Origin of the sequence: Lacticaseibacillus brantae DSM 23927 (assembly GCF_001436115.1) — a bacterium.
Lineage (GTDB): Bacteria > Bacillota > Bacilli > Lactobacillales > Lactobacillaceae > Lacticaseibacillus > Lacticaseibacillus brantae.
In genome coordinates this window covers 106,547-123,695 of record NZ_AYZQ01000005.1, presented here as the reverse complement: position 1 = coordinate 123,695, position 17,149 = coordinate 106,547, and the positions used below count along the sequence as shown (strand labels likewise).

Here is a 17,149-nt window from a genome sequence, read left to right as displayed (position 1 = left end):
GAATCAAGTAAAACTCAACTTATTCATAGCAAAGTGAATTGAATTCATGCTAGAATCGAGGCAATAAACGTGACAAGGGAGGAACCAAACAGTTATGGCTAATTTCAGTTACCAAGTTTTCGCTGAGGTCGTTGCTCAGCGGACATTTGCCCAAGCGGCGCAAACACTCAACGTAACGCCTAGTGCGGTCAGTCATAGCATTAGCCAGCTCGAAAATGATTTGGGGTTTCCGCTGTTTATCCGTAACCGGACTGGGGTGGAGCTAACCCCAGACGGGCAAACCATTCTGCCAATCATTCAAGCAATCTTGAATACCGAAGATCGGTTGCGCCAGGAAGCCGATAAAATTACCGGCCTCAATGCCGGCCGCATTCGTTTGGGGGCTTTCTCTTCAGTTTCCACTAACTGGCTGCCAACGATTATCCAGCAGTTCAAACATCTCTATCCTAATGTAGACGTCGAAGTGATGCAGGCAGGCTTTAACGAGATTGTGGAACAAGTACGCGTCGGCAGTATCGACATCGGTTTCTCACTGTTGCCGGTAGCCGATAACTTAATTGTTGAGCCCTTGATTGAGGACCCGATTTATTGTGTGACGCCGCTGACGTTTCAGCCGCAGAATCAGCACAGTATCACTGATGTCGATATTGGGCGCCGCCGCTTCATTCTTCAAAAGACCGACTATGATCGCGATACTAAAGGTGCCTTGGACCGGTATCATGTGTCTGAGAACTCGCTCAGTTATTCGCTGGATGACCAGTCGATTCTATCAATGGTGGAATCCGGGTTAGGACTGGGGATTCTGCCAGAATTGGCGCTCCAAAAGCTCGTTGGTTCGGTGAACACTTTTCCATTCAGCGAACCGTTTCAGCGGACCTTGTGTATGGTATTAAACCCCACAACAGAAAAATCACCGTCGGTCGCAGGGATGCGGACGGTGATTCAGGCGTATTTATCAGCGCGCTATGGCAGCCGCTATTTACATCAAGCTTAATTGGTAAAACTTTGGCGGACTTGATTGAGCAAACTGAGATACTCAGTGCCACTGCGTAACCAGTGAATTTGTTCAGGCTCAAGCACGTGGGTTCGGGGCTGATCCAGGGTTTCAATTGTGACTTCATTCGCCACTAAGGCGTGTTGTTTGGGACTAAGGCTAACGAGTTGCTGTTGATGTGCCAAACCAAGTTCAATCAAATTCTGAGTTTTGACGGCCAGTTGTAGCCAGGCATTAAGATTCTTGGCTGGGGCTTTGAGCTGCAGCGGGTCAAAGGCAGGATGGTGCTTGCGGTTCAGGTCAATAAACGCGCTGCGCAATGCGAGTTCAGGTGTCTCGCTATCGACTCCATTGACGGTGTCTGGTGCTAACCACAGCCAGCCATCTGGGTGCCCAGTGGCATTGATGCAAATCAGCAAGACATTCTCGGAATCTAAGGCCCGGATATAACCGGTAGCTTTTAGTTGTGTACTTGTGATGGTCACAAGCTGTTGGCGGCGTTTTAAGGTAGCCAGCTCATTCATGATTATTTTCTCCCAAATGGTCCATTGTGTGATTCAGGGCTTCATCGACGCGATTATTAGCCGCATCGTTGGCGTGGCCTTTCACTTTGTGGAAATGAATCGAATCAAAGCGTGCCACTTGTTCAAGCAAGGCCTGCCATAACTCGACATTAATAACCGGCTTACCTTGTTTACGCCAGTTGTTGGCTTGCCATTTCTTCCACCATTCTTGTTGCATGGTATTAATGACATAGGCGGAGTCAGAATAGACATCAACGGGCAAGTCAGTCCGCTTAATCGCCTTGAGGCCTTGGATGACTGCCATAATTTCCATATAGTTATTGGTTTTGCCAAGCGCGCCGTCTGTGAGCAACTTCTCGTGGCCTTCATATGTCAGGAGCGCCGCCCACGCACTTTTGTCGGTTGGTCGAACGGAGCCACCAGCGACATTGCCGGTATTGCGGTTGCCGCCGTCGGTATAGAGTGTAATTCCAGTCATGACATGTCCTCACTTTCCAACTTACCATTTTAGGCAAAATGATGGTGCTTGGCTAGATATTTGGTACAATCGACAGTAAATAATTCAGAATTCAAGAGGAAAAAATGACCCCATATCTCATTGCACTTGATTTAGATGGTACCACCTTGAATCAAGATGGACAGCTTAGTCCGCGAAATATCAACGTTTTACGAGCGGCTCAGGAGGCAGGCCACGCCGTTGTCATTGCAACTGGGCGACCAGATGCTATCTCAGAGAATTTTTATGAACAAATTGGCTTGACCAGCCCCCTAATCAATTTCAATGGGGCGCTCATTCATAAGCCACATCAATATTGGCCTGGTGAGCGGGCATTGACGCTGCCTGTCACGACGGCCTTGGCACTCCAACAGCTCAAAACCACGCTGCCAATCAGTTTAATGGTCGCAGAAGGCAAGCAGCTTTTACTCGCTGATCACCCCTATACGGATATGCCATTTCTGGCTGATCAGCCAGCGCCCACACAATTATTCGATGCCCAAGGGCTTACCCAGGCGCCCATTTCAGTGACCATGTTCATTGATGAAGCCCAGTTACCTGTCCTGACCGATGCTGTCGCCACGGATTTTCCGCAACTGGAAGCCAAAACTTGGGGCGCTTGGAGTGGCGAATACGCGGCCTTAGAAGTGACAGCGGGTAATGCCTCAAAGTCCAACGCCTTAGCATATGTCGGACAACAGTTGGGGTTTGAACCGGCCCAAATGGTGGCTTTTGGTGATGACTTGAATGACGCAGATATGCTGAAATTTGCTGGGCGTGGGGTTGCTATGGCAAATGCTAAGCCAGAGATTCTAGCGCTGGCAGATGATGTGACGACAGAAACCAATGCAGAAGATGGCGTCGGGCGCTACTTAGAGCGATTTTTGAAGTTATAAGAGGAGGAAGTACTCATGGTCGAATTGTATCTCGTCCGCCACGGGCAGACAATTTATAATGTGGAAAAGCGGGTCCAAGGCTATGCGGACTCAGATTTGACCCCAACGGGTTTGGCAGATGCCAAAGCGTTAGGCCGAGGTTTAGCAGCGGCGGGTATTGTCATCGAACAAGCTTTTGCCAGTGATCGGAAACGGGCCATCGTGACCGCACAGACCGCTTTGAGTGCCGCGCAGCAAGATTTGAATGTGAACGTGAATGTCGCCCTGCGTGAAATGGACTATGGGAAATTTGAAGGGTGGCAGACGGATGATTTTGCTAAAGCCGCGTTTGATTTACCGAGTTTTGATGAGGCCATGGCCCAAGGCGTGATTGATTTGGATTCCATCGCCGGTCGAGCTTTTGCGTTGAACGAGGCCGAACCGATCAATTATGCTGAGAATGCTCAGATGGCCGTGACCCGATTCGGTGGGGCATTATCAGCCTTGGCGCATCGGGCAGACGAGTTGCAAGAAGAGCGGTTGCTGGTGGTCACGCACGGCACAATTATTCTGATGTGGTTGGCTGCCATTGGCTTTGACGTGAAAGGCGTGCGGGGGTTGAGTAATGCCAGTGTCACCCAGGTGCATGTCGCTGATAATCAGTTTAGTGTCAAAAGCTTCAATGATCTGGCTTATGTTGAAGCGGGGCGCAAACTGCCCGAGTCTGATTAGTACCAATCGATACAACGGCAAGGTACAATGAATCCAAAATCGTAAGGGAGCTCATATCATGGCAGATATTTTGATTAGTACCACTGAGAATATTCCTGGTAAAACCTATACCGTCATCGGGGAAGTCTTTGGCTTAACGACTCAGTCCAAGAATGTGGTTAGTGACATTGGCGCCAGCTTAAAGAATTTGGTTGGTGGCGAAATTAAGGCCTATACTAACATGTTGCTGGAATCTCGCGAAACCGCGATTCAACGACTGAAGGATGAAGCCGCCAGCAAGGGGGCGGATGCCGTTGTGATGATGCGCTTTGATTCTGGTTCCATCGGTTCGGATATGCAATCAGTTGTCGCATACGGGACGGCCGTCAAGTTCGACTAACAAAAGACGGGCTAATTCTTATTCTCAGTTTTTTGGCACGTGATTAGGTTACATTGTAGAGATATTAAAAAGAGCTGGTGACAAAAGAAATTTTTGTCACCAGCTCTTTTTTGGTTTAGTCACCCAGCATTTTACTGTTGCGCCAGAAAATTGTCCAAATAATGGCGAGCAGAACACCGGGTAATAAAATAGCAAAATGCCCGAGGTGCAGGACTGTAAAGCCCATCGCCCCTGCCCCAATGACGAAACTCACAATGATGGTCGCAATGTCGGCTGCCTTTTGAAGGGCAGGTTGACTGTGATGGAAAATTCCATCATAAAGGCCCTCAGCGACCGTTCGTAAATTACCTGTCATCATCAGTGAAGTAAACGGTCCACCCTTAAGTTTGCGAAATTCTTGCAGTTGGGCGGCCGCAGCCATTGAAATTAACGCGCTCACGGGAATGTCAGGCAGTGAGGGTGACAGAATTGCGACTGTGATAATCAACACCAGTTCCCACACTAGAATCATTTGTTGTTGCAATAATGGCCGTTTGTAACGTTTGACCTGGTGTTGAATCAAGCGCGCAATCATGGTGCCGACAACGAAAGCTAGGATTGGGACGACAAAGCGCCAAACCAGATTAAATTGGCCTTGTCCCAGATGGGCCCCAAGCAGAATCAGATTCCCTGTTTGAAGACCAGCGAAGACCCCACCGTGTAGGAGATAGGTGAAGGCATCAAACCCGCCTGCAGCGGCTGCCAGCAGACTACCAATCACGAGTCGTTCATTGATTGGGACAGTTTTTGTTTCCACAATAGATTGCCTCCTTGTTTCGTGAATACAAGCAATGGTACCACCAAATTCTGGTGACAACAATTTCAAACCCCGCCTGGAGCCGGCTTTTCAAGCGACAAATCAAGTCAAAAACCAAGTAAAAAAAAGATTGCATGCTATACTAATCTCTAAATAGAGGGGGCATCACAATGGAAGCAAAAGCTATGACGACACCGGCGCTCATCGGCGAGTTTATTTTGTCGATTTTTATTAATGCGCTGGGGAATGCACTGACGGTCAGTTTGAATTTGGGTAGTGCGTTTTGGACCGCGTCAGCTGCGAATATGTCGCATGCGTTGCCGATTAGTTTAGGGAATATGCTGGTGCTTAATGGCCTATTTATCATTATTCTCAATGCCATCTTGTTACACAAAATTGAATGGCGGCGGATTGCCGGCAACTTATTGTTTATGATCCCGTTCTCTTATCTGATTGGCTGGTTTGATCAATTGATGTTGTTGACACCACTGAACCATTTAAATCTCATTGTCCGCATCCTGTTGGATTTCGTCGGCGTCGCGTTTATCGGGACGGGGATTTCCATTTACCAACGGATCAATGTGATGTTGCACCCAGCAGATGACCTCATGCAGATTCTGCGATTTGATTATTTTCATGGCAATGCGACAGCGGCACAGATTACCTCATTTATGCCGCCATTGATTGCCATCGCGATTACGTTCTTCTTCACCCACCAAATTTATGCCGTGAACATTGGCACCATCTTTGCACTGCTCTTCCAAGGTGCCATTGTGGCCTGGGCGGATAAGCATATCATTCCATCACTCACGCACCGCAACTTATCTCGGGGGGAACACTAAATGACAAAACCCAAACTTAATGGCCGTCAACTCTTCTTCATTGGTTCAATGCTGTTTGGCCTATTCTTTGGGGCAGGTAACTTAATCTTTCCAGTTTTTCTCGGTCAAGAAGCCGGGACAAATCTTTGGCCAGCACTACTTGGATTTTTGATTTCTGGGGTTGGCCTGCCACTTCTGGGCGTCATTGCGATTGGCGTCAGCCATACCGATGGCGTGTTCCAATTAGCCAAGAAAGTCGCGCCTTGGTACGGCTATTTCTTTACGATTGTCTTGTATCTGTGCTTGGGACCGCTGTTTGCGACGCCTCGGCTGGCGACGATTTCGTATGAAATTGGGGTTCAACCGTTCATTGGTAAACAAACCCAGCCCGCGCTGTTCATTTATGCCTTGTTGTTCTTCGGTGTGGCGTGGTGGTTCTCCCGTAAACCAAGCAAGATTATGGATTATGTTGGCAAGTTTTTGACGCCGGCTTTCTTGATCGCACTGGGAGCGCTATTGATTATGGCGTTGGTTAAACCACTGGGACATGGTCAAGCGGCGCATGGCGTTTACGCAACAGCACCATTGGTTAACGGCTTTACCGCTGGTTACTTCACGATGGATGCTTTAGCAGCCTTAGCCTTCGGCATCATCGTCGTGAATGCCATTAAACAACTGGGGGTGACTCAACCTGGCCAAATTGCCCGAGACACCGTGAAATCAGGTGCCATCGCCATTGTCATTATGGCCATTTTGTATGGCTTACTGGCGTTGTTGGGGCGCAACGCCCTGGGTCCTTTTGCTCGGGCAACTAATGGTGGGCCAATCCTGGCTAATGTTGCCTCGGCGTATTTCGGCGAGTTTGGCCAAGTGCTTCTAGCCATTATTGTGGTGTTGGCCTGTTTGAAAACGGCCATTGGTTTAATCACGGCGTTCGGCGATACTATGACAGAATTGTTTCCGCGCTTACCGTATCAAGGGGTTGTCTTAGTGGCTAGCGTATTACCCGTGATCATTGCTAATGTTGGACTCGACCAATTGCTGCTGTTTTCAACGCCGATGTTGTACTTCTTATACCCGCTCGCGATTACTTTGATTCTGCTTGGGCTCCTATCACCAATCATTGGCCAGTCTCGCTGGCTGATGGGAGCCGTCACTTATTTGACGGTACCGGCAGCATTCCTTGACGCTCTGCAATCCTTACCCACCAATTTACATACTGGTTGGGTGGGCCAGGTTTTGGCAGTCGGCCGCTATCTGCCGGGGTTTGATGTTGGATTGGGATGGAGTTTGCCAGCGGTATTGGGATTGGTGATTGGGTTGATTCTCGCCCGCGTATTTGATCGCCGTTTTGCTCAATAAGTTAAAAAATCAGCGCTCCCCATGGGGAGCGCTGATTTGTTGTGATAATAGCAGGTTACTTTTCTTTTTCTTCAGCGAGTTCGGCTAAAGTTTGACCTGAACCGCCGCCAAGGTTTTGGTCCATGCCTTTGAAGTTCACAATAATTTTTTCGTTAAGTTCGGCCACATTGGGTTTGTCGATGGCTTGGTAATCGGTGATGCTAAGTAAGGCTGAGTTCACATAAGCTTTCTCGATGGTACCAGTAAAGGCTTCAGCCATATCTTCTTGAACATGACAGATGACTGAGTCGCCGAGGTGAAGTTGATCTTTTTCCATGAGCTAGGCCTCCATTCCTTCGTTAATTAATGAGCATATTAAGCTATTTTTTCCCTAAACGCAAGTCTTACTGTATAATAGATTAAAATAGTTACGGGTATTGCTTCTGTTTCCCGTGGTAGCTGAAAGGATTGATAGATATGGCAACGATTAAATCATTAAAAGCAGGCCCACAAGAGACCGCCTTGGAGAATTTCACGAAGTTTTATGTGAAGCACTACATGTCGGATGGCCTTGATGTTCTGGGGCAAATTGATCAAACAGGGCATATTGCTGACATCAATCAATTTCTGCTTGAGAATCGTAGTTTGACAAGTGAAGATCTGTATAACGGGCTTTTAACCAGCCGTCGTGGTAATCTGATTGAATTGATTTCGGCTCTGAAGACGAAATTCAACGATAATGGGATTCCCGACACCCCATGGGAAGACTGGTTCAAACAGACTGTGACCGAGTTACCACAGGGCTTATAAGCGCAAGTAAGAAGGCGACGATGGTCGGTCTTCTTTTTTTTGGAGGGAAATAATGGAACCTTATTTAATTATTAGCGACGTTGATGGCACGCTCTCAATTGATCACAAGCATGTCAGTGCGCCCACAGTCAAAGTCTTACAAACGTTAATCGCTCAAGGCCACCAGTTCTATGTGGCTACGGGGCGCATGTACGTCTTGGCAGAAGATATGGCCAAACAAGTGAGTGACAAAGCTCAAGTCATTGCGTCAAATGGTGCTGTCTATGATTTTGGCGGCGGCCGCATTCACCATTTGCTGGGTGCACCAGCGTTGCAGCAAGTCCTGCAGGTGACGAATCAAACCGGCTTGGCCGCCTTTTATTTCAGTGATGATACGATTTACTACACCCAAGATCCGACGCCTGAAGTCGAAAAAGCGATGTATGCGTTTGCCCCTGACGATGTGACGATTGCGGTTCAGCAGATTCCAGCGGCCGAATTGGTGACTCATGCCGATACCATTACCAATGGCTTCATTCTTGGAATTAATAACCCTGAGGGGCTAGCCAAAACAATGATGCTGCTGGCGGCGGGGAACTTTGTGCACTTGTCGGCGTCAAACCACGATAATATCGAACTGATTCCTAAGCAAGTCGATAAGGCAACTGCAGTGAAAGAGCTGCAAGCCAAAACAGGCATTTCGGCTGCCCACACGATTGTTTTTGGTGATGGGATGAACGATATGGGGATGCTGCAAGAAGCAGGTGTGAGTGTTGCCATGGGCAATGCCGTCGATGCAGTTAAGGATGTCGCGCGCTACCAAACAACCTCAAACCTAGACGATGGGGTCGCAAAGTTTCTGACAGATTACTTCAACCTGTAAGTCTGTTATAGTAGAGAAAACGTTTACCAGGAGGTTGTTTATGTATCAAGCAGCAGCTGATCGTTATAACCAAGTGCCCGTACGTCACGCCGGCAACTCTGGACTCATGTTACCAGTCGTCTCATTAGGCCTATGGCAGCATTATAGTAGCAGCGACCCGTTGGCCGATCGCCGCGATGTGATTTTGAGTGCCTTCGACCACGGGATTTTTCACTTTGATGTGGCCAATCACTATGGTGGCACCGACTTTGGCTCGAGTGAACAATTACTCGGCGAAGTTCTCAAGTCTGAACTGAAAGCTTATCGCGATGAATTGGTCATCAGTACTAAAGTAGGCTATGAAATTCACCCTGGTCCTTATGGGGATGGCACTTCGCGCAAGTCGATTATTCAAGGCTTGGAAGGGTCGTTGCGCCGGCTTAATCTGGACTATGTTGATTTGTATTATGCCCATCGCTTTGATGAAACGGTAGATCTGGAAGAAACCGTCCTTGCCCTTGACCAAGTTGTTAAACAAGGGAAGGCGTTGTACATCGGAATCTCTAATTTCGATACAGCACAAACACAAGCAGCAATCGACTTATTTAAAGATTTGAAGACGCCTTTTGTCGTCAATCAGTCGAGCTACAATATGTTTAACCGCGATGTCGAAACGACTGGTTTACTCGACAGTTTGAAAGCCGATGGCGACGGCCTGATTGCCTATGGCCCATTATCTGAAGGCTTACTGTCTGATCGCTACTTGAATGGGATTCCCGATACCTTCAAGATTCATCCGACCAACACTGGCACCCTGGCGCAAGGCCCAGACGTGGTGGTGCAGAAGTTGAATCAATTGAATGAGATTGCAAAGAAACGCAACCAATCCTTGGCCCAAATGGCCTTAGCTTGGCTACTGCGGGATCCAGTAGTGACTAGTGTCATTATTGGGACGACGTCGGTGGATCATTTGGTGGATAACCTTGATGCTGTGGCTAACTTGAGCTTTAGCGATGATGAACTCAGTGCCATCGAGAAAATTTTGGCTTAATAAAAAAGCAGCAACGAAAGTATCCTTTCGTTGCTGCTTTTTTTATTCAAAGGCGCTGAAGCTTGTGGTCCATTGATTGCCGCCTAAGTTATACCAGAGGGCATGGTTGTGGTAGACCTTCTGGAAGTATTTCCAGTGGGAACCAGCCTTGAGAATCCGCAGGGTTTTGGTACCGCCAATTTCATCAGTCAGCACGGACCCATTGGCCCCGGTCACAAAGACCCCAGTCTTGAAGTTCTGATAAAGAAAAGCCGGAGTGAGTGTTGGCACAACTGTATTAGCCTTCACCCAGAAGTTACCGCCTAAATCATAACGGACATCATTCTTGCCCACTAATTGTTCGCCCAGTACCTTCCAACGCGTATTAGCAGGTAAGACCTTGGAAACTTTACCTTGAGCGGTGTAGGTTTGGACCGCTTTCTTGGCAGGCGTTGCTGCAACCACCTTCAGGTCGACATTAAATGCAGATAAGGATCCTTGAATCTGGTTGTAGCCGGTATTGGCCGCAGATACTGTCGTTGGGGCAATGGCTAATCCACCCAGAATAGCTGCGCCAACGATTAATGCTGATAATTTTTTCATGATAACCCCTCCATTTGAATTCAGCGTAGTGCGCCGCTTGTCAGGTGTCAAGCCAAACGCCAGCACGTTACTCGTTGTTGATTTCACTGGTGGCAGGTTGAAATGCCCGGTGGGTGTATAAACGCCCAATGACTGCCGCAATGATGATCCAAAAGACTGTGATGCCTAAGTCAAAAAAGAGATTGTGGATGAGGCCGCCAGCGACAACGATAATGGCCACGATAATCAAGGCGCCAATCCCGCCAACCAGATTCACCGCCCCGCCTTTAGCATTGTCAGGTGAGAAAGCCTGGGCGAACGGGAGCCGATGGTTAAAGACAAACAAGCCGATGAGCAAAGTACCCGCGTATGTCATCGCTAAGCCCCCAATTGTAGGAATGATGGCTTGGCCGCGCGTTATGACGCTGGCGAAGACGCCCAATACTAAAGTCAATGGGGCTAGCAGTCGGAAGAATAAGGCGGAAACAACACCCCGCGCCAAAATGCCGGGCGCGGCAAACGGGACATAGGTGAAGATTCGCATTGCTAACGGTTGATGAGAGAATTGCAAGTTGAGCACTGCAATTGGCACAGCCATAATCAGAAAATAAGGAATGTACGCGACAAAAGCACTGACCATTGTCCAAGGGGCTTCCCGCATAAAACTGAATAACAACAGCCCGGGGATAATCAAGGCATAGGCGACTTGCGGATAGACGCGGAGTTTGAAATCCCGTTCGACCCCTAAGAGTTGCCAACCCAAAGTGAAAAATGGGGCGTTTTGTTGGCGGGCGAACAATCGGCGCGTAAGTTTGAAATACCACCCTTCATGGCGAGCCTTGTCGCTACTCTGGTCGAGCTTGATGAGGTAGGTTTCAAAATTGGTCGAGAATCGCAGATAAATCAACATTAGAATCACTGGCGCTAAGATGGCCAGGCCAGTCAACGTCAGGGTGAGAGTAGTCAACCCAACGCTTGGCATGATAGTTGGTCCCATAAACCAAAACGGCATGAAGACCAAGTAATACCAGTGAAACGCGCCATCTAAACCGGTGGTTAGGAAACTGTAGTCAGTTTTTGGGAGGAGATTTGGCAACTGGCCAACGACATACATCGCGATGATGATGACAATCTGTAGGATGTTGAGAATGTTCTTGAGCCGCTCACCGTCAAAGAATCGCAAGACCAATAGGTACAAGAATAACGATAGCGACAAGGTGGTCAGTCCGAGAAGCAAAATCCCTAGGGCTGTCATCAAGCCAGTGAGCAGCCCTAGCCGGATTCCCAACACCACCACAGCTGGAAGGCCCATCGCGAAAATTGTCACCGCAAAGTAGATTCCTACCACCGTCAGCCGTGCGTAGTTAATCGTTTTGCGATCGACAGCATGGGTGGAAAAGATGGTCTGGTCGCGAGGATCAAGAATGAGGGTTGAAAATGAGGTCAGCATCGTTAAGAAGAACATGATGAACAGACTATTCATCAAGAGTCCCGCGCTCAGTGGCGCGTTCATGGGGATGAGCATGAAGAAACCCAGCAAAGCGCCGACAATCAGGTAGCCGATGAATAGATTTCGTAGGGGATGGGGGCTTTCTTTCTTGCGCATTCCGCCCAGACTAGATTGACTGCGACCGGCCAATGTCAATTTACTGGCCACCAAAAGCTGATATTGGTTAGGATTGACCACTTGATGGCTGAGCCACGGATTGAGTTTGGTGAGCCAAGTGAGCGCACTTGGCAGTGCCAAGGCTTTAATCGCTGCCATGGGCTGCACCTCCTGCAATCACATCAACGAAGGCACTGGCTTTTTGGCCATGTTCTGAGAAGCCGGTGAGGTCGTTGAACAATTGCTGAAGCGATGTGTCAGAATTCTGGCTGATCGTGGCAAAGTCGCCATCGGCAATGACTTGGCCTTGATTTAATAAGATAATGCGGTCAGAGAGCTTCTGCACCACGTCCATGATATGGCTGGAGTAAAAAATCGTCTTGCCCCGATTCCGCAGTTCTCGCAGAATTTCTTCAATGATGAGCACGGCATTGGCATCGAGCCCATTTAGCGGCTCATCCCAGAAGAGAATATCCGGATTATGCAGCAGGCTGGCAATGATGAGAACCTGCTGGCGCATCCCCTTGGAATAGGAGACGATACGCTGATCAAAGGCATAGCTGAGGCCTAAAATGTCCATCAGCGCTTCACTTTTAGCCACAGCATCAGCTTCAGTCATGCCATACAGCTGACCAATGAGGGCCAAGTACTCGTGCGCGGTTAAAGCATCGAAGACATCAGCTAATTCGGGCACATAGCCAATTCGTTGTTTATAAGTCGTGCTCTGTGGCGTGATTGCCTCGTCAAAAACTTTAATTGTGCCCGAATCCGGGGCCATCAAACCGAGAATCATCTTAACGGTCGTCGATTTACCAGCCCCATTCTGGCCAATGTAACCGACAATGGTGCCGGGATTAATGGAAAATGTGACATCGGTTAGTACCTTTTTATCCCCAAAGCTTTTGGCGACATGATTCAGTTCAATAACTGCCATACCCACTCCTCCTTCTTGTTAAGCGTATTATCCTGCAACTTAAGGTAAAAATCGACTAAACCCCATTAAACAATTCACTATTGGACACAAAAAAGACTGTGACAGAGGCGCGTCACAGTCTTTTTAATAAGGTTGGCGAACGTTTTAGTGCCGATAATGTTTGAATTCCGCAGCGAGGAATTGGGCTGTGGGGCCGCTTGCCGCTGCCACTTCAGTCGGCGTGCCAGAGGCCACCAAATGGCCACCGTCGCGCCCACCGCCGGGCCCGAGGTCAACAATGTAATCAGCGTTAGCAATCATTGCGAGGTCATGTTCGATGGCAATCACTGTGCCGCCTTGATCAATCAATTGCTGAAAAACGTGTAACAAAACATTGATATCAAGCGGGTGTAAGCCAACGGATGGTTCATCAAAGACGAAGAGGGTATTGGCCTGAGGCTTACCCATGTGGGCAACTAACCGCAACCGTTGGGCTTCACCACCAGATAAACTGAGCGTACTTTCGCCTAAGTGTAAGTATTCCAGCCCCATATCGCTCAAGGTGTTGAGCGTCGTGGCAATACCGGGGATTTCCGCTAGTGCGGTTTGAGCAGTCGTAATGTCCATGTCGAGAATATCGGCGATTGAGTAATCGTGCCACTTAATCGCCAGGGTTTCGGGGTTATATCGACGTCCATGGCAAGTTGGGCACAGTTGTTGCATATCCGGGAGATATTGAATGTCTAGACTGATTTCACCGGTCCCGCCACACGTTGGGCAAGCACCAGCAGCGACATTATAGGAGAAATTGCTGGCTGTGAATCCAGCGGCTTTTGCGGCCGGCAAGGCGGCGTAAAACTTACGAAGTTGGTCTAATACCGGTGTGTATGTGGCAATGGTTGATCGAATGTTTTTGCCAATTGGGGTGGCATCAATGGCCACAACATGGCGAATATGGCTACGGTGAATATCTGTGACAAAGTCAGGGGCTGGATTGGCTTTGGTCGCTGTCATGGCTGGAATCAGCGCGTCAAAAATGGCCGTTGACTTGCCGGCCCCAGAGAACCCACTGATGACACTGAATCGCTTGCGCGGCAGGTCCAAAACGAAGTCATGCAGATTGTAGCGATTGGTAATGGTGACGCCAAAATGTCCCTCGGCAAACATTGAGGCTGCTGGGGTTTGCGGCCGCACGATCAAATCGGCTTGACCAGTGAGGTAGGGTGCAATTAGCGACTGGGGTTGGTGGCTGATGAATTCAGGGGTGCCTTCGTCTAATAAATGGCCACCACCGTTGCCGGCTTCGGGGCCAATTTCGATGACATCATCGGCCGCGGCGATGATAGTGGGGTCGTGATCAACGACCACTACTGAGTTACCTTGCGAAACAAGTGCTTGCATGACGTGAATTAAGCCGTCAACGTTTGCAGCATGCAACCCAATCGAAGGTTCGTCTAGGACATAAAGCACACCTGTTGTTTGGGTGCGGAGCGTCTTACTTAACTGAATGCGCTGCAGTTCACCAGTTGAGAGGGTTCCGCCAGCCCGATCTAAGGTGAGATAGCCGAGGCCCAATTCCAATAATGGCCGCAGTAACTCACGGAGTTCGCGGAGAATATCATGCGCGAGGGATTGCATATTTTCAGGTAACCATGCTTCGATTGTAGGAATGAAGGCGTTCAATTCTTCGAGCGTCAAGGCACTCACCTGGGCAATATCCTTGTCAACAACTAGCTGGGTGAACAGCTTGGGGTTAAAGCGACTACCGTGACAGGTTGGGCAGGTACCAAATATGTAAAAGCGATTCAGCCGTTTAATGGCGCGTTCATTGGTGGTGGTGGCTAAACTATCTTCAACGGCCGCATACGCGTTCTCAAATTGGGCGTTATCCATGTGGAAAATTTTGCCGGTTTTGGAAGGAATGTTGATGGCGTATTTCTTGCGCGGCCCGTGGAGGACCATCTCTTGTTGGTCAGCAGGCAAATCCTCAAATGGGGTGTCGATGTCGATGCCAATTTGTTGGGCAACAAACTGCATGAAATTACGGCCTGGCAGACGCCATGACGCAACAGCCCCGTCGCGGATGGTCAAGCTTTTATCCGGGATGAGGCGACTGGCATCGAGTTGCCGCGCTTCACCAGTCCCGCCACAAGTAGGACAAGCGCCAGCAGAGTTAAACGCAAAGTCTTCAGCACTAAAAGCCTGGAAATGCACGCCGCAGACAGGGCAGATTAATTCGCCCATGGCATCATCAACACGATCCATCGCTTGGGCAATGGCCAAGGTTGGCGGAATTTGATGGCCATTAGGGCAACGAGGCGATCCTAAGCGTGAGAAAGCTAAGCGCAAGACGTTGAGAGCTTCAGTCGTCGTGCCGACAGTCGAGCGGACGCCAGGCACACTGGGACGCTGGCGCAGGGCGATTGCACTAGGAACATGATTGACACTGTCGACGGCCGCATGGCCAGCTTGGGTCAAGCGCCGGCGGGTATAGGTTGAAAGCGCACTGACATATCGACGCATTCCTTCGGCATACAAGACGCCCATGGCAAGTGATGATTTACCAGAACCACTGCGGCCGGTAACGGCAACGAGTCGATTCAGCGGAATATCGACATTCAGGTTCTTGAGATTGTTCACGTGGGCCCCACGCACTTCAATTTGAGTCGGTTGGTGGGCATAATCGGACATGAGATGACTTCCTTTCAAGACTTTCTTTCAGTATAACGCAGGTTCATTTTTCGTGAAGAAATGGCTGACCCTACTCATTTGGGCCAGAATCAATTAGAATGGATGGGGAACAGGAAAGGATGACAATGAATGTTTGATAACTACTCACTAGATAGCACCTACACGCTCAACAATGGCGTTAAGATTCCGCGGATTGGTTTAGGGGTGTGGAAGACTGATAACAAGACCGCTGCCGATAGCGTGGAAACTGCTATTAAACACGGCTACACCTTGATTGATACCGCCAAGCAATATGGTAATGAAACTGGTGTTGGCCAGGGGATTGCGGCCGGTCTTGAAGCGACTGGCAAGAAGCGGGAAGACCTGTTCGTTACCACCAAAGTTTTCAACGGTGATCAAGGGTTTGATTCCACCTTACAGAACTTTGAAGGGACGTTGAAGCGCTTAGGCTTAGAATATGTTGACTTGTATCTGATTCACTGGCCAGTGGATGGCAAGTATTTGGACACATGGCGGGCACTAGAAACCTTATACAAGGCCGGCCGGGTACGAGCAATTGGGGTCTCAAACTTTGACGAAGGCCATTTACAAGAAGTGCTTGATGCTGGCGAAATTGTGCCAGCATTGGATCAAATTGAATTTAATCCGATTGTCCAAGATGCCGCGATTCGCGAAGTCGCCGCTGAGAATAATATTGCCATCGAAGCCTGGTCACCACTTGGTGGCGGGGAAAGTTTGAACAACCCAGTCATTCAAGAAATTGCCCAAAAGCATGGTAAGTCTGTGGCTCAAGTCATCCTGCGCTTTGACCTGCAAAGTGACATCATCACCATTCCTAAGACTGTCCACGAGAATCGGATGGCGGAAAACATTGATATCTTTGACTTCAAATTGACCAAAGAAGAAATGCAACTCATCCAAGGCTTGAACCAAGAAAAGCGCAGCCTCTGGCTAGACGACTTTGATTGGCATGGGGATGCGAATGCCTATCACGATCAAGTTGAGCACTGGGATGACTCACCAGCTGACTATGCGGACTAATGGCTAATCAGCGACTTAAAGCCATTCAAGAGTATGCGCGCCAAGTCTTAGCAACGGATCACTCCGGCCACGGTTTTGACCACATCAAACGGGTCGCGGCGCTGGCATCAAGGCTGGCGGAGTTGACCCCGGCCGCTAATCGATTCATTGTCGAAGCCGCCGCGTGGCTTCATGATACCTACGATGATAAGTTGTTCGAAGATCCCGTAGCTGCCAAAGCCAATACCATCGCCGCGATGACGAAGATGGGTGTGACAATCCAGGAGCAGGATCAAATTGTGGCGATTATCGATCGCATGTCGTACCGACACAACTTGGACTATCATGAGTCCTTATCCTTGGAAGGTCAGCTGGTTCAAGATGCCGATCGACTGGACGCAATTGGGGCCATCGGGATTGGCCGAACGTTCTTCTATGGTGGGGCGCATGATGGCGTGATGTATGATCCAACGATTGCCCCACGCACTGAACTTTCAGGTGATGCCTACCGCAATGCCGAGAGTACCGTCATCAATCACTTCTACGAGAAATTGCTACTGCTAGCAGAGCAGATGAATACGCCGGCTGCTAAACAACTTGCACAGCATCGCCAACAAGTAATGCTGACGTTCTTGGATGAATTCAAGGCAGAATGGCAAGGTAAACGGTAAAAACACGCGCTGACTGGTTTTTTTCGC

Annotated in this window: 19 protein-coding genes; 11 read left to right on the top strand and 8 right to left on the bottom strand. The window is 49.0% G+C overall.

The genetic code is table 11. The annotated features are described in order from the left end of the window. The first annotated feature begins 94 nt into the window (after positions 1–94). On the top strand, positions 95–994 hold the full coding sequence (locus tag FC34_RS08985; RefSeq protein ID WP_057895095.1) for a LysR family transcriptional regulator: 900 nt from the start codon (positions 95–97) through the stop codon (positions 992–994). Here the strand turns inward: FC34_RS08985 and FC34_RS08980 are convergent. Both FC34_RS08980 and FC34_RS08975 read right to left on the bottom strand, forming a co-directional pair. Continuing rightward, positions 991–1,518, bottom strand: a complete 528-nt coding sequence (locus FC34_RS08980) for a hypothetical protein (RefSeq protein ID WP_057895094.1) — start codon at positions 1,516–1,518, stop codon at positions 991–993. The genes FC34_RS08985 and FC34_RS08980 overlap by 4 nt on opposite strands. Beyond that, a complete protein-coding gene (locus FC34_RS08975; RefSeq protein WP_057895093.1) occupies positions 1,511–1,996 on the bottom strand; it encodes a ribonuclease H family protein in 486 nt (161 codons plus the stop codon). The genes FC34_RS08980 and FC34_RS08975 overlap by 8 nt, the downstream gene beginning before the upstream one ends. Before the next feature lie 104 nt (positions 1,997–2,100). Between FC34_RS08975 and FC34_RS08970 the strand changes: the two genes are divergently transcribed. Genes FC34_RS08970 through FC34_RS08960 form a run of 3 tightly spaced genes read left to right on the top strand, consistent with a single transcriptional unit; the run spans position 2,101 to position 4,000 of the window. Further along, positions 2,101–2,910: a Cof-type HAD-IIB family hydrolase gene (locus FC34_RS08970; protein WP_057895092.1), complete on the top strand. Its 810-nt coding sequence runs from the start codon at positions 2,101–2,103 to the stop codon at positions 2,908–2,910. A gap of 15 nt (positions 2,911–2,925) precedes the next feature. After that, the gene (locus FC34_RS08965; protein ID WP_057895091.1) at positions 2,926–3,621 is read left to right on the top strand and encodes a histidine phosphatase family protein; all 696 of its coding nucleotides are present in this window, start codon (positions 2,926–2,928) and stop codon (positions 3,619–3,621) included. Positions 3,622–3,676: 55 nt separating this feature from the next. After that, a complete protein-coding gene (locus tag FC34_RS08960) occupies positions 3,677–4,000 on the top strand; it encodes a heavy metal-binding domain-containing protein (protein ID WP_157052285.1) in 324 nt (107 codons plus the stop codon). Positions 4,001–4,115: 115 nt separating this feature from the next. On the opposite strand, the gene FC34_RS08955 is transcribed toward FC34_RS08960, so the two are convergent. Beyond that, positions 4,116–4,796: a YoaK family protein gene (locus FC34_RS08955; protein WP_057895089.1), complete on the bottom strand. Its 681-nt coding sequence runs from the start codon at positions 4,794–4,796 to the stop codon at positions 4,116–4,118. Positions 4,797–4,966: 170 nt separating this feature from the next. Between FC34_RS08955 and FC34_RS08950 the strand changes: the two genes are divergently transcribed. Both FC34_RS08950 and brnQ read left to right on the top strand, forming a co-directional pair. Further along, positions 4,967–5,638 carry a YczE/YyaS/YitT family protein gene (locus tag FC34_RS08950; RefSeq protein WP_057895088.1) on the top strand — a complete coding sequence of 224 codons (672 nt, stop codon included), beginning with the start codon at positions 4,967–4,969 and terminating at the stop codon, positions 5,636–5,638. Beyond that, a complete protein-coding gene (brnQ, locus tag FC34_RS08945) occupies positions 5,639–6,979 on the top strand; it encodes a branched-chain amino acid transport system II carrier protein (protein ID WP_057895087.1) in 1,341 nt (446 codons plus the stop codon). A gap of 55 nt (positions 6,980–7,034) precedes the next feature. On the opposite strand, the gene FC34_RS08940 is transcribed toward brnQ, so the two are convergent. Then, positions 7,035–7,295 (bottom strand): hypothetical protein, encoded by a 261-nt coding sequence (locus tag FC34_RS08940; protein WP_057895086.1) that lies wholly within the window; start codon positions 7,293–7,295, stop codon positions 7,035–7,037. 140 nt (positions 7,296–7,435) lie between these two features. Between FC34_RS08940 and FC34_RS08935 the strand changes: the two genes are divergently transcribed. Genes FC34_RS08935 through FC34_RS08925 form a run of 3 tightly spaced genes read left to right on the top strand, consistent with a single transcriptional unit; the run spans position 7,436 to position 9,660 of the window. After that, positions 7,436–7,768: a hypothetical protein gene (locus tag FC34_RS08935; RefSeq protein WP_057895085.1), complete on the top strand. Its 333-nt coding sequence runs from the start codon at positions 7,436–7,438 to the stop codon at positions 7,766–7,768. Positions 7,769–7,820: 52 nt separating this feature from the next. Then, on the top strand, positions 7,821–8,630 hold the full coding sequence (locus FC34_RS08930; protein ID WP_057895084.1) for a Cof-type HAD-IIB family hydrolase: 810 nt from the start codon (positions 7,821–7,823) through the stop codon (positions 8,628–8,630). Positions 8,631–8,670: 40 nt separating this feature from the next. Then, positions 8,671–9,660, top strand: coding sequence for an aldo/keto reductase (locus tag FC34_RS08925; protein WP_057895083.1), 990 nt, complete (start codon positions 8,671–8,673; stop codon positions 9,658–9,660). 42 nt (positions 9,661–9,702) lie between these two features. On the opposite strand, the gene FC34_RS08920 is transcribed toward FC34_RS08925, so the two are convergent. The 4 genes from FC34_RS08920 to FC34_RS08905 form a co-directional block, all read right to left on the bottom strand. Next, positions 9,703–10,242, bottom strand: a complete 540-nt coding sequence (locus FC34_RS08920) for a hypothetical protein (RefSeq protein ID WP_057895082.1) — start codon at positions 10,240–10,242, stop codon at positions 9,703–9,705. A gap of 67 nt (positions 10,243–10,309) precedes the next feature. Next, a complete protein-coding gene (locus tag FC34_RS08915; protein WP_057895081.1) occupies positions 10,310–11,986 on the bottom strand; it encodes a hypothetical protein in 1,677 nt (558 codons plus the stop codon). Continuing rightward, the gene (locus FC34_RS08910) at positions 11,973–12,761 is read right to left on the bottom strand and encodes an ABC transporter ATP-binding protein (protein ID WP_057895080.1); all 789 of its coding nucleotides are present in this window, start codon (positions 12,759–12,761) and stop codon (positions 11,973–11,975) included. The genes FC34_RS08915 and FC34_RS08910 overlap by 14 nt, the downstream gene beginning before the upstream one ends. Positions 12,762–12,905: 144 nt before the next feature. Continuing rightward, positions 12,906–15,431 (bottom strand): excinuclease ABC subunit UvrA, encoded by a 2,526-nt coding sequence (locus FC34_RS08905; protein WP_057895079.1) that lies wholly within the window; start codon positions 15,429–15,431, stop codon positions 12,906–12,908. 129 nt (positions 15,432–15,560) lie between these two features. On the opposite strand from FC34_RS08905, the gene FC34_RS08900 reads away from it, so the two are divergent. Beyond that, a complete protein-coding gene (locus FC34_RS08900) occupies positions 15,561–16,472 on the top strand; it encodes an aldo/keto reductase (protein WP_057895078.1) in 912 nt (303 codons plus the stop codon). Further along, a complete protein-coding gene (locus FC34_RS08895) occupies positions 16,472–17,122 on the top strand; it encodes an HD domain-containing protein (RefSeq protein WP_057895077.1) in 651 nt (216 codons plus the stop codon). The genes FC34_RS08900 and FC34_RS08895 overlap by 1 nt, the downstream gene beginning before the upstream one ends. Positions 17,123–17,149 lie beyond the last annotated feature (27 nt).